We start from the raw sequence: 17,475 nt of genomic DNA on the forward strand, positions 1-17,475 counted from the left end.
CTTCGACTGCCCAGGAAACCGTGACCTAACGTTGAGGAACAAGCCAATGCATCTGTATAGCCCAAAAGCTTATGCCAGGCTCGCCGCCCTGTTGCTGGCCGCCACCACCCTCATGGCCCACGCCGCCGACGCGCCCGCCCCCATACGCATCGGCTGGGTGAACTGGTCCGACACCGAAATCACCGCCAAGCTGGCCCAGACCGCCCTGGAAGACCACCTCAAGCAGCCGGTGAAGATGGTGCAGGCCGACATCGGCATCCAGTTCCAGGCCCTGGCCAACGGCAACATCGACCTGATTCCCATGGTATGGCTGCCCAACACCCACAAGGACTACTGGGACAAGTACAAGGACCGCCTCGAAGACCTCGGCGTGCTGTACGAAGGCCGCATCGGCTGGGCGGTGCCCGAGACCGTGCCGGCAAGCGAGGTGGCCAGCGTCGAGGACCTGAACAAGCCCGAAGTGCGGGCCAAGCTCGACGGCCGCATCCTCACCTCCGAGGCCGGCAACGGCCAGTACAAGCTGTCGCTCAAGGCCATCGACGCCTACCACCTGGCCGGCTACAAGCTGGTGGCCTCGTCCGAGACCGGCATGCTCACCGAGATGGACCGGGGCCTGCGCCGCGGCCAGTGGGCGGTGATCAACGCCTGGAACCCGCACTGGATGTTCTCCAAATGGAAGCTGCGCTACCTGGCCGAGCCCAAGGGCATTTTCGGTGGCGCCGAGCAGATCCACGCCGTGGCGCGCAAGGGCTTCAGCCAGCAGCACCCGCAGGTAGCGTACTTCTTCGCCCATTACACGATGCCCCTGGCCGAACTGCAGGGTCTGATGTTGAAGGCCCGTGACAGCGGCACCGACCGCGTGGTGGCCGATTATTACGCCGCCAACAAACCCCGTTTCGACGCCATGTTCGACCAGGCGGCGCAGACCGCCAGCAGCACCCAGCCCTGATCCCGCCGCCATCGATGAGGATGCCCCATGGCCAGCGCCAACGATCCGCTGTTGCAACCCTTTGCCCTCAAACACCTGCACCTGCGCAACCGCGTGGTCAGCACCTCCCACGAGCCGGCCTATTCGGAAGACGGCATGCCGCGCCAGCGCTACCGCCTCTACCACGAGGAAAAGGCCAAGGGCGGCGTGGCCCTGACCATGATCGGCGGCTCGTCGATCGTCGCCGCCGACAGCCCACCGGCCTTTGGCAACCTGCACCTGTACAAGGACGAAGTGGTGCCATGGCTGGCGGAACTGGCCGACGGCGTGCACCAGCACGGCACCGCAGTAATGTGCCAGCTGTCGCACCTGGGCTGGCGCGCCAGCAACTTCACCGATGACTGGCTGCCGCTGATGTGGCCCCAGCGTGGCCGCGAGCACTCGCACCGCAGCTTCGCCAAGCAGATGGAGGACTTCGACATCGCCCGCATCGTGCGCCAGTACGCCGACGCCGCCGAGCGCTGCAAGGCCGCCGGCCTGGATGGCGTCGAGATCGAAGCCTACGGCCACCTGTTCGACGCCTTCTGGAGCCCCGGCAACTGCCGCGACGACGGCTACGGCGGCGGCCTGGAAGGGCGCCTGCGCTTTCCCCTGGAGGTGCTGGCGGCCATGCGCAAGGCGGTCGGGCCGCAGTTCATCATCGGCGTGCGCATGGCGGTGGAAGAGGACATGCCCGGCGGCCTGGGCCAGGAAGAGGGCCTGACCATCGCCCGTACCCTGGCCGACCACGGCATGGATTTCATCAGCGTGATCAAGGGCCGCATCGACAGCGGCGAGGCCCTGGCGCGGGTCATCCCCGGCATGGGCACCCCGGCCGGCCCGCACCTGGAACTGGCCGGCGCCGTACGCCGTGCCGTGCCCGTGCCGGTGATGCACGCCGCGCGCATCAGCGACGTCGCCACCGCCCGCCACGCCCTGCGCGAAGGCCTGGTGGACCTGGTAGGCCTGACCCGCCCGCACATGGCCGACCCGCACCTGCTGGCCAAGGTGGCCGCCGGCCAGGAAGAGCGCATCCGCCCTTGCGTGGGCGCCAGCTACTGCATCGACCGCATCTACATTTCCGGCGAAGCCCACTGCATCCACAACCCGGCCACCGGCCGCGAGGCACGCATTCCCCAGGTCACGCCCCCCAGCACCACGCCCGGCCGCCACGTGGTGGTGGTTGGCGCCGGCCCCGCGGGGCTTGAAGCCGCGCGGGTGTGTGCCGAGCGTGGCCACCGCGTCAGCGTGCTGGAAGCCGGCGACCAGGCCGGCGGCCAGGTGCGCGTGGCCGCCATGCCGCTGCGCCGCCGCGAGCTGATCGGCGTGGTCGACTGGCGCCTGGCCGAGTGCGAGCGGCTGGGCGTGAGCGTTCGCTATAACTGCTACGCCGAGGCCAGTGACGTGCTGGCCCTGGCCCCGGACGTGGTCATCGTCGCTACCGGCGGCGTGCCCGACTGTGAGTTCCTCGAGCACGGCAACGAGCTGGTGCGCAGCAGCTGGGACGTGCTGACCGGCGACTTCAAGCCCCAGGGCGAGGTGCTGGTGTTCGACGGCAACGGCGCGCACCAGGCCCTGAGCTGCACCGAAGTACTGGCGCAGCAGCCCGGCGTGCACGTGCAGTTCGTCACTGGCGAAGCCATGCTCGGCCCGGACGTGGGCGGCCTGAACATGCCGGCCTACCTGAAGGTGTTCGTCGAGCACAACGTGCAGCAGACCTTCAGCCAACGCCTGGTGGCCGTGCGCGCCGAAGGCGGCCGCCGCGTGGCGCGGTTGTGGTGCGAGGCCACGCGCCAGCACTACGAACGGGTGGTGGACCACGTGGTGGTGGAGCACGGCACCCTGCCGCTGGATGAGCTGTACTTCGCCCTGAAAGCGCAGTCACGCAACCGTGGCGAGCTGGACCAACAGGCGTTCATCGACGTGCGCGAGCAGGCGTTGGTGGCCAACGCTGATGGCCGTTTCCAGCTGTTCCGCATAGGCGATGCCGTGGCCAGCCGCGACATCCACGCTGCCATCTACGATGGCCTGCGGCTGTCGCTGGCGCTGTAGTACCTGTGGCCGCTGCCTGCGGCAGCGGCCACACTAAGCGCATTTGCGGAACACATGCCATAAGCCGTGCTGCGCGTAGAAGTCTGTTTGATTTCATCTGTGTTGGTTTTATTTTGCTTATTATAGTGCAATTTGGATTTGATATTGTTGCTGAATGTCAATTGGTAAGTGGCACTTGTGTGGATGTTTGATAGCCGCACTAAGTAAGCTATCCAGTCAGGCATTGTAGGAAATGTCACCGCGTGCTGTAGGGTACCTCGTAAATCCCCCGCCATGGCTAGTAACTGTCTGCGCATTGGTCTACTGTTTTGTTCGCTGTTTCCCCTGAGAGCACTGGTCTGGCCCGTATGGCTGGCGTGTGGCAGAGAGAGGCGGCGCTTATCATCGGCTTCGATAATCTATGTTACGAAGAAGCAGTGTCTGTGTCGGCAGGTTCTCCAATATAAGTACTGGCGGCGTCTGGCGCTAAACGCTCAGGCGCATGCGTAACATTAATTCCGAGTTTCCCAACAACACACCGCTGAAATTGCCGGAGGTTCAGTAATGCCCTGCGTATTACATAACGCATGCCTGTTAGCCATGGCATTGATGAGTACGAGCGCCGTGGCTGGCACGATTGCAGGCATCAATCATACGAGCAACGCCATCAACCGCTTCAGTGTGGATGGCCGTTCCGGGCTCGACATCATCGGGCCTTATCAGGGGGGCGGGGGCGGGTGTTGTTATGTCGCGCCTGATGAGTGGCGGCCGGGGATGACGGTGCGGGTTGATTGGGAGACGGGGGCGAGCGCCGCAAGCCCGCTTGCTGATGAGTTTCCGGGTTTTGCTGATGAGCCTAAGTACCTGATTTGGAGGGCGAAGGTAATGGCTCAGAATCGTAAGCACTCCCAAGTCATCCCAGTTCCCGATTACACCGGCGAAAAGGTGTGCGGCATCACCATCCACTTCCTGCCCTGCGACGAGCTACAGGTCACCACCTCCTGCTACGCCTACGGCAACCCCAACTATCCCATCAAGACCCCGCTGGAACAGCCGGAGCCACAATCATGTCCGAAGTAAGCCGCTCGCCTGTCTGCTACCCGCCTGAGTTTCCTTTGCAGGGGCGGTTGCCACAAAACTCCGGGCAGGTTCACCAAAACTTCCTGCGCCAGTGCCATCTGGAGCGGGACTACCAGGATGCGCTATGCCTGGCGGCGGGGTATCGGGTGACGCCCCCGTGCTGCAGGACCCTGCGCACCCGACCAATATCGCGCGGCTGTTCCGTGCCACCATCGGCGAGGGGCATGCGGGCGGCACCGGGCACCGTGGTGAAGACGCCGCGGCGCTCACCGACACCAGCGGCGCGGGCTATGGGCAGTACTTCAAGTACTACATGCCGGGCGTGGGCACGCCGTTTCCGGAGATCGGCGACCTGGACTACAGCGCCATTGGTCTTGCGACCGGCTGGTTTGGCGAGGAGCGCATCAACTGGGGGTTGATGATGATCATCGACGCCTTGCGCCGCTGCCTGGATCAGCCGCGCCTGGACAACGAAGCCTTGCGCGCCGCGGTCGAGGCGATGGGCACCTTGCCAGGGTTGGAATACGTGCGGGGCAACAGCAACCGCAGGCGCCAGTTTGCCGCGCAGCTCAAGGCGCTGGACAAGCCATTGCGCATCGCCCTGTCGCAACCGCAGCCCGGTGTGTCGAAGCTGTTGGGGCTGAAGCTGTATGTGTACGGCTTTTCCCGCGGTGCGGCCGCGGCGCGGGCGTTTGTCAGCTGGCTGGATCAGCTGCTCGAGCACCGGTCCGTGCTCAAGTGTGACGAGCTGGAGGTGCCCATGACGGTGGAGTACCTGGGGCTGCTGGACACTGTTGCCTCGGTGGGTATTGCCGATCTGGTGCCGGGGGCGCGAGGCCATATGGGCTGGGCCGACGGCAACCAGGAATTGCCGGCGAGCGGGCTGGTGAAGCGCTGCCTGCACCTGGTCGCCAGCCATGAACAGCGGATCTGTTTTCCGTTGGAGTCCATACGGCGGCGGAGTGGTGAATATCCTGCCAATTGCCAGGAGGTGATTTATCCGGGGGTGCATTCGGATATCGGGGGAGGGTATCCGCCAGGGGATCAAGGCAAAGCTAGCGGGACCGACGACCGCCAGTTGCTGTCACAAATTGCTCTAAATGATTTGTACGCCGATGCCTTTGGTCATGGCGCGCCGTTCAAGTTTCCTAAGGGAGCCGTTCCAGAAAATTTTCGCAGAGAATTCTGGATAATGATGCCCTTGGCTTTATCTGTTGAATTTGAGGTTTCGGTCGACCTCGTGAACCGATTTAACTCCTGGCGCCAGGTGACTCTAAGTCTGCCATCTGCAAAGCTGGCGACAAACAGCGAATCCACGCTCTACCAACCGATACTTGCAGAAACTTGTCTTGAACCCTCTATTCGCAACCAGCTCGGCTGGATAAACGCCTGGCGCATCGACCGCTACGGTTTTGCCAGCCTAAAGGAAACCAACTTCTACAAATTAGCCACCGACACGCAGGCACCAAAGGTCCTCCGCGAGGAAGCCAAAATAATTCACAATAAAAACCAGGCCAAGATCAACGATGAGCGCAACGCTCAAATCGCAAAGGAAAAAGACGGCCGCGTCCCCAAGGTACCACTCAAACCCGGCCTGCCGGACTTCGACGCCGACATGGCGCAAACCCAGTTGCGCGAAGCGGCCGAAGAGTTTGCCAACGCCTACCGCAACCCCGAGCGACTATTGTCGTCCCTGAGCCGGCTGGTACCCAGCAGCAGGGCCCCGAAGTTCGTCATCAACATCATCACCGCCGATGCGCGGGCCGAGGGCTGGGAACTCAAGGCGATGGCGCAGGGCAGGGTAGGCAAGCTGTTCCCGCCGTTCGCTGGCTACCGCAACCATGTCGATGAACGCACCCGTGGCCAAGTCGACGAGTTTCGCAACAGGCACTCGCCGGAGGGGCTGCTACGCGAGTTGTTTGACGAACAGGTCCACGACTCCAGGGCCTGGTTCCTGTATGACCAGGGGCGGGAACCGCTAGGCAGTTACTTCCGAGAGCGAATGGTGTTCTTCGGGGACGCCAGTCGCCGCGAAGTGGCTATTCATGGGGAAGCCGAAAGTACAGGCCCGGCGGGTATGGAGATGAGTGCAGACCGCCTGGCGCAGGTTCAGCAATCCATCAACGCCCGATGGGCTGCGTATTACGCCCAACTGCAGGAGGCTACCGATGATTTGGCTTGAAGGCGGCGACAATTGCGCGATCAACCGAAAAATAGGAACAAGCACCGGCGCAGCATTCTTCTTAACAACCGTAGGGTGGTTGGTTTGCACTGCGCTGTTTGCCGAAAATGCTACAGCTAGCACCATCGACGGCATTAACCACACGGATAAGTCTATCAACGGATTTAGCGTCAATGGCCGCTCAGGTCTTGATGTGATTGGCCCTTACCAAGGGGGCGGAGGAGGCTGCTGCTACATAGCGCCTGCAACATGGGTGGCCGGTATGACAGTAAAAATTGTTTGGGAGACCGGCGCGAGCGTCGCGAGCCCACTTGCTGATGAGTTTCCTGGATTCGCGGATGAGGCCAAGTACGATGTATGGCTTGATAAGTTAGAAGCACAGCGGCGCAAACACACCAAAACCGTCCCCATCCCCGACTACACCAACCAGAAAACCTGCGGCATCACCGTCCACTTCCTGCCCTGCGACGAGCTCCAGGTCACCACCTCCTGCTACGCCTACGGCAACCCCAACTACCCCATCAAGACACCGCTGAAATTGCCGGAGCCACAATCATGCCCGCGATAACCCATGCTCACCCTCGCGAGTCACGCCCCTGGCGCTGTTGATTTGCCAAGGCACAACCTGCTGAAAACGGCGCCCGTGCACAAAAGCCAAATTTGCACGCCAGCGATAGCAAAACTGTAACAATTAGTTGATAGGATCCAAGCCCCTTTTTTCAGCGGAACAATGGACTGATGCGTCGTGTGGTGTTCAATCAAAAAGGTGGCGTTGGCAAGTCGAGCATCGCCTGCAATCTCGCCGCGGTCAGTGCCGCCGAGGGCTACAAGACGCTGCTGGTGGACCTGGACCCCCAGGCCAACTCCACGCATTACCTGACCGGGTGCGTGGGCGAGGCGATTCCCATGGGGATCGCCGATTTCTTCAAGCACACCCTGTACCCGGGCGGGTCGGGCAAGAAGTACAAGGTGGCGATCACGCCGACGCGCTATGACAACCTCGACGTGATCACGGCTTCGCCCGAGCTGGCCGACCTGCAGGCCAAGCTGGAGGCCAAGTTCAAGATCAACAAGCTGCGCAAGCTGCTGGTGGACTTGTCCGAGGACTACGAGCGCATCTACATCGACACGCCGCCGGCGCTGAACTTCTACACCTTCAGCGCGCTGATCGCCGCGCAGCGGGTGTTGATTCCGTTCGACTGCGACCTGTTCTCGCGCCAGGCGCTGTACAACGTGGTGGCCCAGGTGGCCGAGCTGCGCGCCGACCACAACGAGACGCTGGTGGTGGAGGGCGTGGTGGTGAACCAGTTCGAGAGCCGCACCAGCCTGCACCAGACGCTGGTGGACGAGCTGATTCAGGAAGGCCTGCCGATGCTGCCGGTGTACCTGAGCAGCACGGTGAAGATGCGCGAGTCCCACGAGGCCGGCGTGCCGATGATTCACCTGGCACCCCGGCACAAGCTGGCGGTGCAGTTCCAGGAGTTGTTGGCGACGCTGGAGCGTGCGGCCTGACATTGGCCTGGCCGCGGCTTCAGTGACGCCGCCTGGCGGCAGCTGCTACGGGGTGATGGGCGCGCATTTGAGCAGCGCGCCGCTGCGCAGCTGCTCGGTCACGCTGACGATGTCGGCGTAGAACGCCCGGTCCTGCTCGGCCACCGGCACCACGCTGCGCACCAGGTCGTACAGCGCGCGGGTGGCGCTGGCGGCCTTGTCCACGGCATGGAAGTCCAGGGCCTGGCAGCCGACCAACACCTCGATGGCCAGCACCGACTCCAGTTTCTGCGACACCTTGTACGCCTTCATCGCCGCGTTGTAGGTGAAGCTGACCGGGTCTTCCTGGTTGCCGCAGGTCGACACGCTGTCCACCGACGCGGGGTGCGACAGCACTTTCATTTCCCCCAGCAGGCCGGCGGCGGTGTACTGGATGATCATGTAGCCGCTGTTGAGCCCCGGCTGGCGCACCAGGAAGGCGGGCATTTCGCTGAAGTGCGAGTTGACCATGCGGTCGGTGCGCCGCTCGGAGAATTTGGCCAGGTTGGTCATGGCCACGCACAGGGTGTCGGTGGCCATGCCCACGTAGGAACCGTCGAAGTTGGCGCCGGAAATGGCCACGCCGTCGCCGTTGCCGGTGGGGTAGATCACCGGGTTGTCGCCGCTGGAGCACAGCTCGGCCTCCAGGGCCTGGCGGGCGAACTCGATGAACTGCTTCACGGCGCCGTGCACCTGGGGGATGGCGCGCAGGCTGTAGAAGTCCTGCAGGCGGTGGTCGATGTTGTCGGCAGCCAGTTGGCTGTCGGCCAGCAGCGCGCAGAGGGTGCGCGCGGTCTGCGCCTGCAACGGGTGGGCCTTGACCGAGTGGTAGCGCGGGTCGTACGCGCGCACGGTGCCGCGCAGGGCTTCCACCGACAGCGCTGCGGCCAGGTCGGCGACACGCGCGGCCTGGGTGGCGTTGTACAGCGCCAGCAGGCCCAGGGCGGTGACCGAGGTGGTGCCGTTGAGCATCGCCAGGCCTTCCTTGGTGTGCAACTGCGTGGGCCGCAGGCCCACCTGGCGCAGGGCCTCGCCGCCATCCAGCCATTCACCGTCGGCCACCCGCGCGCGGCCTTCGCCCAGCAGCACCAGGGCGATGTGGCCTTCCACGGCCAGGTAGCCCACCGACCCTTCGCCGGGGGCGAACGGCATCACGTCGTGGTTGAGCACGCCGGCAATCAGCTCCAGCAGTTCCAGGCGCACGCCGGAAAAGCCCTTGCCCAGGCTGACCAGCATCATCAGCGCCACGGCGCGCACCTGCTCGCGGTTCAACGGCTCGCCCACGGCCACGGCGTGGGAGCGGACGATGTTGGTCTGCAGGGTGCGGGCGTCCTCGGGGGCGATGACGTGGCGCACGTTGTCGCCGAAGCCGGTGGTCACGCCGTAGACCAGGCGGTTCTCTTCAAGGAAGCGGTGCACCAGCTGGCACGAGGCGTTGACGCGCGCCTTGTAGGCATCGCTGAACGCCACCGTGGCGCCATGGCGGGCCACGGCGACGAAGGCGTCGAGGCTGAGGTCGGTGTCGCCCAGCACCACGTGCTGGATTGAGTCGGGATAGCGGTTCATCAGTCACTCCACCTGGCAATTGGCCCCCGTCGTGGGGGATGGGAGTAGCCTACGGGGCGTAACCAGTGAAGATAAGATGGCTAAAACTGCGCTGTTGTTTAGAATACCTAAACCATTGAAGGAGGCGCCGATGACGCCATTGCCACCCTTGCGGGCCATGGAAATATTCGAAGCGGTGGGCCACTGCGGCGGCATTACCCAGGCCGCGCGGCGCCTGGGGATTTCCACCGGCGCGGTCAGCCAGCAGATGAAGCTGCTGGAGCAGGCGCTGGGCATCAGCCTGACGGTGAAGGTGGGGCAGCGCCTGCAACTGAGCCCCAACGGCCAGCGCTTTCATGCGCGTTGCAGCGCGGCGTTCGAGACCCTGCGCCTGGGCGTCGACGAAGCCCACCGCGCGCGCGACCCGCACAGCCTGTCGATCAGTGGGCTGCCGTCGCTGCTGGCGAAGTGGCTGGCGCCGTTGATGCCGGAATGGGAGCAGCAGCACCCAGGGGTAAGCGTGTACCTGGACAGCACCCTGAACGAGGACCTGCTGGCCGACGGCGTGGATTTTCGCATTGGTTATGGCGACAGCCCGCAGCCCGGCGAGCATGCCGCGGTGCTGTTCCACGACTGCGTGGTGCCGGTGTGCGCGGCCAGCCTGTGCGGCCCCTGCGCGACGCCGGCGGCGCTGGTGCAGCTGCCGTTGATCCGGGTCGACTCACGGCCCAAGTTCGACTCGCCGCCGTCCTGGGAGAGCTGGTTCGCCAGCGCCGGCGTGGTCGTCGAGCAGCCGTTGCGGCAACCACGCACCTATTCCTCCACCAGCCTGGCCATCGACGCGGCGCTGCTGGGGCAGGGGGTGGTGCTGGCGCCTTATGCCATGGTCAGCGGGCTGCTGGCATCCGGGCAATTGCTGATGCCCTACGCCCATGCGCTGCCCTTGGCAGCGGCGTATCAGCTGCGCTGGAGCAGCGATGCCTTCAACAAGCCCCAGTGCCGCAGCTTCCACCGCTGGCTGGTGGCCAAGGGCAAGGCTCAACAGGCACCCCACATCCCGTAGCAGCGGCCGCTTTTGTGGGAGCTGGCTTGCCAGCGAGCTTTTCGGGCCTCAACAGCTCGCTGGCAAGCCAGCTCCCACGGTGTTTCAATGGGATTCGTTGTCAGCTGCGCGCCAGCGGCCAGCCGTCGACGCGCTTGCTGCGCGGCGTGGCATAGGTGCGCACCTTGGAGGTGCTCAGCCCCAGCCGCACCAAGGATTCGGCCAGGGTCACGGCGGCGGTCACGCCGTCCACCACCGGCACACCGGTGGCTTCGCGAATCAACTCATCCAGCCCGGCCATGCCACCGCAGCCCAGGCAGATCACCTCGGCCTTGTCGTCACGCACCGCTTGTTCGGCCTGGGCGACGATGGCGGCCACCGCGCGGGCCGGGTCTTCTTCCAGCTCCAGCACCGCCAGGCCGCTGGCGCGCACCGAGGCGCAGCGCTGGTACAGGCCGGCCAGGCGCAGGCGGTCCTGGATCAGCGGCACGGTGCGGTCCAGGGTGGTGACCACCGAGTAGGCGTGGCCCAGCAGCATGGCCAGGCTGGCGGCGGCTTCGGTGATGTCCACCACCGGCACCTTCAGCAGCTCCTGCAGGCCCTCGCGGCCGTGCTCGCCGTAGCCGGCCTGGATGACGGCGTCGAACGGCTGGTCGTAGCGCATCACCGCGTCCATCACGCCGATGGCGGCCATGTAGCTTTCGAAGTTGCCTTCCACCGACTCGGCGCCGAAGCGCGGCGTCAGGCCGACGATTTCGGTGCCCGGTGCGGCCACGCTGCGCGCCTGCTCGGCGATGGTGGCGGTGATGGATTCAGTGGTGTTGACGTTGACGACAAGGATACGCATGGAGGACCTCATTGGCAGGAATCAGTGGCTGGCGTTGTCGACGGCGATGCACTCGCCGCTGACGTCGGCGAACGCCTGGTGACGGTCGCTGATCAGCAGATAGACGGCCGCGGCAATGGCAGCGCCGAACAGCCAGGAGAACGCCGACACGGTGGCGAACGCCGGCACCAGCGCCAGCACGATGGCGATGATCGCGGCCGGCAGTACTGCGGCCACGGCGCGTGGGTTGATGCCGCGGCGGTAGTGATAGGCGCCGTCGCTGGCTTCGGTGTACAGCTGCGGCACGTTGACCTTGCCGCGGCGCAGCAGCCAGTAGTCGGCGCTGATGATGCCGTACAGCGGGCCCAGCAGGGCACCCAGGCCGGCCAGGAAGTACTGGATCACCACCGGGCTGTTGTACAGGTTCCACGGCAGGATCAGCACCGCCACCGCGGCGCTGATCATGCCGGCGCGGCGGAAGGTCAGCAGGCGTGGCGCCAGGTTGCTGAGCACGAAGGCCGGGGCGACGAAGTTGGCCATGATGTTCACCGCCACGGTGACGATCAGCAGCGCCAGGCAGCCCAGCACCAGAAACGCGGTGTGGGGGATGGCCTGGATGATCTGCGTGGGGTTCTCGATGGTCTGGCCGTCGATGGAGAACTGCGCGCCGCAGAGCAGCACCGTCACCACGGCGAAGGCGAGGATGTTCACTGGCAGGCCCCAGAAGTTGCCCACGCGGATGCAGCGCCGCGACGGCGCCGAGCGGGCGAAGTCGCAGAAATTGAGGATCAGCGTGCCGTAGATCGCCAGCCACAACGCGCCCCCGGCGAAGATGCTGCGCCACATGGCGGCGCCCTGCAGCGGCTCGCGGATGGCCCAGCTGATGTGGCCGCCCACGCGGCTGTACATCCACGCCGCCAGCGCGGTCATGGTCAGCAGGATCACCGGCCCGGCGAACGCTTCGTAGCGGCGCACGGTTTCCATGCCATAGGCGAGGATCACCAACTGCACCAGCCAGATGCTGATGAAGCAGCCCCAGCCCAGGCTCGACAGGCCCAGCAGCAGGTTGTGGTCGTAGGCGGCCAGGCTCGGTGCCAGGGCCGTGGCCAGCACCTTGAGCACCACCGAGGCCAGGTAGGTCTGGATGCCGAACCAGGCGATGGCGATGACCGCGCGCACCAGCGCCGGCAGCTGCGCGCCATGAATGCCGAAGCTGATGCGGCTGATGACCGGGAACGGCACCCCGGTCTTCTGGCCCATGTAGCCGGACAGGTTCATGAAGCCATACACCAGCGCCGCACCGATCAGCAGCGACAGCAGAATCTGCCAGCCGCCCAGGCCCATGGCGTACAGGCCCATGGCGAAGGAGTAGTTGGCGATGTTGTGCACGTCGTTGGCCCACAGCGAGAAGATGCTGTAGCCGCCCCAGCGCCGGCCTTCCTGGCGGGTGGGGGCCAGGTCACGGTTGTGCAGGCGCGGGCTGAGGGCCGGCACCTCATGGTCACGCAGGTGTGCGGGGGCTGGATCGGCTAGGGAGGACTCGGCAGGGCTGTTCAGCTGCATCGGTAGGGCTCCACGTTATTGTATTTATGTATACAAGTTGGTGGTTTAGGTAAGCCATTTTTGTGCCAGTTGTGTGAACTGTTTTTTCGATGGTCTTGTTCGTAGCGCCACAGAGGGTTGATTTGCAAGGAAACATGGAGGTTTGGTGGGAACAACAGGCAAGGAAATCATGCCCAAACGGTCAGGAAAATATTGTATACAATCGTGTTGCCCATGGTGACAGGGTGGCTGTCCACAACCGCTGCGCCCCTGATCAGGGCGGCGCTTCCCCATTTTGGGGCGATTGGTAACCGCACCGGCCTGTAGCAGCGGCCGCAGGCCGCGTCCTGGCCCCCCCCCGACTAAACCTTCCGTGCACCGTGTAGTCAGTCTTTCTATAGGCCCACCCGCGGGCCCTGCAGGAGGTCAACCATGGCTCGAGCCATCTGGAAAGGCGCCATCAGCTTCGGCCTGGTGCACATCCCCGTGGCGCTGACCACGGCCGTGTCCAGCGAGCGCATCGATTTCGACTGGCTGGACAAGCGCAGCATGGACCCGGTGGGCTACAAGCGCATCAACAAGGTCACCGGCAAGGACATCGACAAGGACAACATCGTCAAGGGCGTGGAATACGAGAAAGGCCGCTACGTGGTGATCAGCGAGGAGGAGATCCGCAAGGCGCGCCCGGAAGCCACCCAGACCATCGATATCTTCTCGTTCGTGACCGCCGGCGAAATCCCCCTGCAGGCCTTCGAGACCCCGTACTACCTGGCTCCGGACAAGCGCGGCGGCAAGGTCTACGCACTGCTGCGCCAGACCCTGGACAGCACCGGCAAGGTGGCCCTGGCGCGGGTGGTGCTGCACACCCAGCAGCACCTGGCGCTGATCCGCCCGCTGGAGGACGCGCTGGTGATGATCACCCTGCGCTGGCCGAGCCAGGTGCGTGGGCTGGAAGGGCTGGAGCTGGACAGCAGTGTCACCGAGGCGAAGATCGACAAGCGTGAACTGCAGATGGCCAAGCGCCTGGTGGAGGACATGAGTGGCAGTTGGACGCCCGAGGAGTACCAGGACGACTTCAAGCAGACCATCATGGACCTGGTGGAAGAGAAGGCCAGCAAGGGCAAGATCGCCACCGTGACCTCGGTGGACGAGCAGGGCGAGCAGAAAGGCGCGGACATCCTCGACCTGACCGACCTGCTCAAGCGCAGCCTGGCCGGAAAAAAACCGGCGCCCAAACGCGCCAGCAAAAAAGCCTCCTGACCCCACAACGGGGGGGCGTTACGTCGGATCTGGGGGGAGTTCGCCCGGGGTGGTTTGCAGGTTCTTGTCCAGTTTCAGCAACGCCAGCAAGCGCCGCGCGTCGTAGGGCGCGCGCACCTTGATGTCGTTGTCGAAGTAGCAGAACACCTCGCGCGCGGTGGCCTTGGGCGGCGCAACGCGCGCGTCGATCAGCTCGGCATCCCCCGGCTGCGCGCCGCGCTTCCAGGCCATGATGCGCTTGCGCCACTGCTCCAGCGCCGCGTCCGAATAACCGCTGGCGTAGAGCTTCTTGTCACCGTGCAGGCGCAGGTAAATGAAGTCGCTGGTCACGTCCTGCACCCGCGGCCATTTACGCGCCGCGTCGGCCACCACCAAGGCCACGTCGTGTTTACGCAGCAGGGCGACGAAGGCGGGGTCGACGAAGCTCTCGTGGCGAATCTCGATGGCGTGGCGCAGGCGTTGTTGCGGGTTACCGTCCAGGTACCCCGGGCGTTGCAGGCGTTCGGCGCAGTGGCGGGCCTGGTCGAGCAACTGTTTGCCGGTGCGCGGCAGCTGCGCCATGAAGGCATCGAACAGCCCGGCGTCGAAACGCAGGTTGGGCGGGAACTGCCACAGCATCGGCCCCAGCCGGTCGCCCAGCGACAGCGGCCCGGACGCGAAGAAGTTGGCCAGGGCCTCGTCAATGTCGTGCAGGCGTTTGGTGTGGGTGATATAGCGCGGGCCCTTGACGCTGAACAGGAAACCCTCGGGCGTCTCGGCGGCCCATTGGGCGAAACGCTCGGGCCGTTGCAGGGCGTAGAAGGTGCCGTTGATCTCGATGCTGCTGACGGCGCGGGAGGCGAAGTGCAGTTCGTCCTTCTGCTTCAGGCCTTCGGGGTAGAAGTCGCCGCGCCACGGGGTGTAGCGCCAGCCGGAGATGCCGATGTGCACCGTAGCCCTGGCCATCAGTGCACGCCCAGGCGCTTGCGCAAGGCCGCGGTGATCGACTGTTTGGTGCTGGCGTAGTCGGCCCAGGGGTCATCAAGGTCGGCCAGGCGCTCGGCCAGGTTGAACAGGGTCCACTGGTTGGCACCCTTGAGCTCGGTGAGCTCGTCGCGATGGATCGGCACCGACACCGGCAGGCCTTCGCGGGCGCGCACCGAGTAGGCGCAGGCGGTGGTGGCACCGCGGGTGTTGCGCAGGTAGTCGATGAAAATCCGCCCCACGCGGTTCTTCGGCCCCGACACGGCGGTGAGGCGGTCGGGCAGCAGGTCGGCCAGGTGCTTGACGATGGCGTGGCTGAAGTCCTTGACCTCGTCCCAGCCGGCACGGCGAGTCAGCGGCACGACGATGTGCATGCCCTTGCCGCCACTGGTCTTGAGGAAGGCGGCCAGGCCCAGTTCGTCCAGCAGGGTCAGGGTCAGCTGGGTGGCTTCGAGCATGCTTTTCCACGGCAGCGCCGGGTCCGGGTCAAGGTCGAGGATGAAGCGGTCGGGCTTGTCGTAGTTGGCGCGTGTGGTGTTCCAGGTGTGCAGCTCCAGGGTGTTCATCTGCACCGCACCCAGCAGCGCGTCGGCGCGGTTGATGATGATCACCGACTGCCCGGCCGCCTCATCGCTGACCAGGCCGGGGATGTCCAGGTGCCCGGCGTTCTTCTGGAAGAACAGCTCGCCGGCCAGGCCTTCCGGGGCGCGTACCAGGGCCACGGGACGGTCCTTGAGGTGCGGCTCGATCCACGGCGCCACCTGGGCGTAGTACTCGGCGAGGTCACGCTTGGTGGCGCCGCTGCTGGCGTCGATGACGCGGTCGGGGTGGGTCAGGCGCAGGGTGTCGCGGCTGGCGGCGGTGCGGGTGTTAACCTTGGCGGCTGTCACGGGTTTCTCCTGGGCAATGGCCTTGGCCGGCTTGTCGTCGCGCAGGCCATGGAACACCGAGTGGCGCACCACGCCGTCGCGGGTCATCTGCGCGTAGGCGACCTCGGCCAGCAGCTGCGGCTTGAGCCAGTGCACGTCGCGGGCCTGGACACCGGTGGGGGCGTTGCTGACCTGCGGCTTGCCGGTGGCCAGCGGTTTCAGGCGCTGGAGGATGCTGGCCAGGGTGGCGGCGTTGAAGCCGGTGCCGACCTTGCCGGCGTAGCGCAGCGCGCCGCTGTCGGCGTCATGCAGGCCCAGCAGCAGCGCGCCGAAACCGCTGCGGCTGCCCTTGGGGTCGGTGTAGCCGACGATCACGAATTCCTGGCGCTGCTTGCACTTGAGCTTGATCCAGTCGCTGCTGCGCTTGCCGCTGTAGAGGCTGTCCACGCGCTTGCCGATCAGGCCTTCCATGTCCATCTGGCAGGCGCTGGCCAGCAGGGAATCGACCGGTTGGTCGAAACCCTCGGAGTAGCGCAGTTGCGACGCATCGTTGTGCTCCAGCACGGCGGCCAGGGCGGCGCGGCGCTCCTGCAGCGGGCACTGGCGCAGGTCGTGGCCGTTGAGGTAGGGCAGGTCGAACAGGTAATAGACGATGGCCTCGTCGCTGCCGTCGTCGAAGGCGTTCTGCAGGGCCTGGAAGTCGGACACGCCTTCGGCGTTGGCCACCACCATCTCGCCGTCCAGCCAGGCGGACTCAAGGCCCAGGGCGGCCAGGGCCTTGGCCTGACTGGGCATCTTCGCGGTCCAGTCCTTGCCGTTGCGGGTGAACAGGGTGACCTTGGCGCCGTCGATGCGCGCCATCACCCGGTAGCCGTCGAACTTGATCTCGTACAGCCAGTCGCCGCTGGGCGGTGACTCGACCAGCGTCGCCAGCTGCGGGGTGAAGGTGGCGGGCAGCGCGGCCTTGGGCGCGTGGCTCCGCGCAGCCTTGGGTTTTTTTGCCGGCTTGGCTGGCTTCCTGGCCGCCTTGGGAATCAGCGTGCGGTCGCTGAGCACGCTGTCGGGGGCGGCCTGGACGATGTCGAATTCGGCTTCCGGGCGGGCCTCGGCGTCGGCGGACTTGATCAGCAGCCACTGCTCTTTCTTGCCGGCCAGGTGGGTGCGAAACAGGTTCCAGATGCCCGACAGCTTTTCGCCTTGCAAGCGGAAGCGCAGTTTGCCCTTGTCATAGCTTTGCTGCGGGTCGCCCTCGGGAATCCACACGCCACGGTCCCACACGATCACGTCGCCGGCGCCGTAGTGCCCTTCGGGGATATGCCCTTCGAAACTGGCGTAGTCCAGCGGGTGGTCTTCCACATGCACCGCCAGGCGCCGCACCTTCGGGTCCAGCGACGGGCCCTTGGGCAGGGCCCAGCTTTTCAGGGTGCCGTCCAGTTCCAGGCGGAAGTCGTAGTGCAGGTGGCTGGCGTCGTGCTTCTGGATGCAGAACTGCAGCGCATGGCCCTTGCTGCGCCGGGTGGCCTTGCCGCTGGGCTCGGGGGTGGCGTCGAAATTGCGCTTTTGCTGGTAGTGTTCGAGCGGTCTGGCGGCCATGGCAGGGGCTCCGGAACGTGCGGGTGTCTACAAGGTGGGAGGGGG

At 65.1% G+C, this 17,475-nt stretch carries 13 protein-coding genes; 8 read left to right on the forward strand and 5 right to left on the reverse strand.

Translation table 11 applies throughout. The annotated features are described in order from the left end of the window. The first annotated feature begins 46 nt into the window (after nucleotides 1-46). The 6 genes from ACWKWX_RS17050 to ACWKWX_RS17075 all read left to right on the forward strand — a co-directional run bounded on the left by ACWKWX_RS17050 (nucleotide 47) and on the right by ACWKWX_RS17075 (nucleotide 7,772). A complete protein-coding gene (locus ACWKWX_RS17050; RefSeq protein WP_483828388.1) occupies nucleotides 47-949 on the forward strand; it encodes a glycine betaine ABC transporter substrate-binding protein in 903 nt (300 codons plus the stop codon). A gap of 27 nt (nucleotides 950-976) precedes the next feature. After that, nucleotides 977-3,019: an oxidoreductase gene (locus tag ACWKWX_RS17055; RefSeq protein ID WP_483828389.1), complete on the forward strand. Its 2,043-nt coding sequence runs from the start codon at nucleotides 977-979 to the stop codon at nucleotides 3,017-3,019. 543 nt (nucleotides 3,020-3,562) lie between these two features. Next, on the forward strand, nucleotides 3,563-4,078 hold the full coding sequence (tli1a, locus tag ACWKWX_RS17060) for a Tli1a family immunity protein (protein WP_483828390.1): 516 nt from the start codon (nucleotides 3,563-3,565) through the stop codon (nucleotides 4,076-4,078). A gap of 157 nt (nucleotides 4,079-4,235) precedes the next feature. Further along, complete coding sequence (locus tag ACWKWX_RS17065) at nucleotides 4,236-6,260, forward strand: T6SS phospholipase effector Tle1-like catalytic domain-containing protein (RefSeq protein ID WP_483828391.1); 2,025 nt, start codon at nucleotides 4,236-4,238, stop codon at nucleotides 6,258-6,260. Then, on the forward strand, nucleotides 6,247-6,828 hold the full coding sequence (gene tli1a / locus ACWKWX_RS17070) for a Tli1a family immunity protein (protein ID WP_483828392.1): 582 nt from the start codon (nucleotides 6,247-6,249) through the stop codon (nucleotides 6,826-6,828). The genes ACWKWX_RS17065 and tli1a (ACWKWX_RS17070) overlap by 14 nt, the downstream gene beginning before the upstream one ends. 170 nt (nucleotides 6,829-6,998) lie before the next feature. After that, nucleotides 6,999-7,772 (forward strand): ParA family protein, encoded by a 774-nt coding sequence (locus ACWKWX_RS17075; protein WP_416423919.1) that lies wholly within the window; start codon nucleotides 6,999-7,001, stop codon nucleotides 7,770-7,772. Nucleotides 7,773-7,817: 45 nt separating this feature from the next. On the opposite strand, the gene ACWKWX_RS17080 is transcribed toward ACWKWX_RS17075, so the two are convergent. After that, on the reverse strand, nucleotides 7,818-9,356 hold the full coding sequence (locus ACWKWX_RS17080) for an HAL/PAL/TAL family ammonia-lyase (RefSeq protein WP_483828393.1): 1,539 nt from the start codon (nucleotides 9,354-9,356) through the stop codon (nucleotides 7,818-7,820). Nucleotides 9,357-9,486: 130 nt separating this feature from the next. Here ACWKWX_RS17080 and ACWKWX_RS17085 point away from each other — a divergent pair, with 130 nt between their 5' ends. Beyond that, entirely contained in the window at nucleotides 9,487-10,398 is a 912-nt protein-coding gene (locus ACWKWX_RS17085; RefSeq protein ID WP_483828394.1) for a LysR substrate-binding domain-containing protein, read from the forward strand. Between the two features lie 100 nt (nucleotides 10,399-10,498). On the opposite strand, the gene ACWKWX_RS17090 is transcribed toward ACWKWX_RS17085, so the two are convergent. Then, a complete protein-coding gene (locus ACWKWX_RS17090) occupies nucleotides 10,499-11,224 on the reverse strand; it encodes an aspartate/glutamate racemase family protein (protein WP_483828395.1) in 726 nt (241 codons plus the stop codon). A gap of 21 nt (nucleotides 11,225-11,245) precedes the next feature. After that, nucleotides 11,246-12,766, reverse strand: a complete 1,521-nt coding sequence (locus tag ACWKWX_RS17095) for an NCS1 family nucleobase:cation symporter-1 (protein ID WP_483828396.1) — start codon at nucleotides 12,764-12,766, stop codon at nucleotides 11,246-11,248. A 411-nt stretch (nucleotides 12,767-13,177) separates the two neighbouring features. Here ACWKWX_RS17095 and ku point away from each other — a divergent pair, with 411 nt between their 5' ends. Continuing rightward, nucleotides 13,178-14,005 carry a non-homologous end joining protein Ku gene (gene ku, locus ACWKWX_RS17100; RefSeq protein ID WP_416423924.1) on the forward strand — a complete coding sequence of 276 codons (828 nt, stop codon included), beginning with the start codon at nucleotides 13,178-13,180 and terminating at the stop codon, nucleotides 14,003-14,005. A gap of 18 nt (nucleotides 14,006-14,023) precedes the next feature. On the opposite strand, the gene ACWKWX_RS17105 is transcribed toward ku, so the two are convergent. Together ACWKWX_RS17105 and ligD are read right to left on the reverse strand one after the other, a co-directional pair. Continuing rightward, a complete protein-coding gene (locus ACWKWX_RS17105) occupies nucleotides 14,024-14,950 on the reverse strand; it encodes a DUF72 domain-containing protein (protein ID WP_483828397.1) in 927 nt (308 codons plus the stop codon). Beyond that, nucleotides 14,950-17,430, reverse strand: a complete 2,481-nt coding sequence (ligD, locus tag ACWKWX_RS17110; protein ID WP_483828398.1) for a DNA ligase D — start codon at nucleotides 17,428-17,430, stop codon at nucleotides 14,950-14,952. The genes ACWKWX_RS17105 and ligD overlap by 1 nt, the downstream gene beginning before the upstream one ends. Between the last annotated feature and the right edge of the window lie 45 nt (nucleotides 17,431-17,475).

It is taken from the genome of Pseudomonas imperatae (assembly GCF_057128625.1).

Bases quoted from the DNA above. Each gene is read 5' to 3' on its own strand.
- tli1a (WP_483828392.1), top strand. From the start codon at position 6,247: ATGATTTGGCTTGAAGGCGGCGACAATTGCGCGATCAACCGAAAAATA.
- ACWKWX_RS17085 (WP_483828394.1), top strand. From the start codon at position 9,487: ATGACGCCATTGCCACCCTTGCGGGCCATGGAAATATTCGAAGCGGTG.
- ACWKWX_RS17075 (WP_416423919.1), top strand. From the start codon at position 6,999: ATGCGTCGTGTGGTGTTCAATCAAAAAGGTGGCGTTGGCAAGTCGAGC.
- ku (WP_416423924.1), top strand. From the start codon at position 13,178: ATGGCTCGAGCCATCTGGAAAGGCGCCATCAGCTTCGGCCTGGTGCAC.
- ACWKWX_RS17055 (WP_483828389.1), top strand. From the start codon at position 977: ATGGCCAGCGCCAACGATCCGCTGTTGCAACCCTTTGCCCTCAAACAC.
- ACWKWX_RS17080 (WP_483828393.1), bottom strand. From the start codon at position 9,356: ATGAACCGCTATCCCGACTCAATCCAGCACGTGGTGCTGGGCGACACC.
- ACWKWX_RS17105 (WP_483828397.1), bottom strand. From the start codon at position 14,950: ATGGCCAGGGCTACGGTGCACATCGGCATCTCCGGCTGGCGCTACACC.
- ACWKWX_RS17095 (WP_483828396.1), bottom strand. From the start codon at position 12,766: ATGCAGCTGAACAGCCCTGCCGAGTCCTCCCTAGCCGATCCAGCCCCC.
- tli1a (WP_483828390.1), top strand. From the start codon at position 3,563: ATGCCCTGCGTATTACATAACGCATGCCTGTTAGCCATGGCATTGATG.
- ACWKWX_RS17090 (WP_483828395.1), bottom strand. From the start codon at position 11,224: ATGCGTATCCTTGTCGTCAACGTCAACACCACTGAATCCATCACCGCC.
- ligD (WP_483828398.1), bottom strand. From the start codon at position 17,430: ATGGCCGCCAGACCGCTCGAACACTACCAGCAAAAGCGCAATTTCGAC.
- ACWKWX_RS17050 (WP_483828388.1), top strand. From the start codon at position 47: ATGCATCTGTATAGCCCAAAAGCTTATGCCAGGCTCGCCGCCCTGTTG.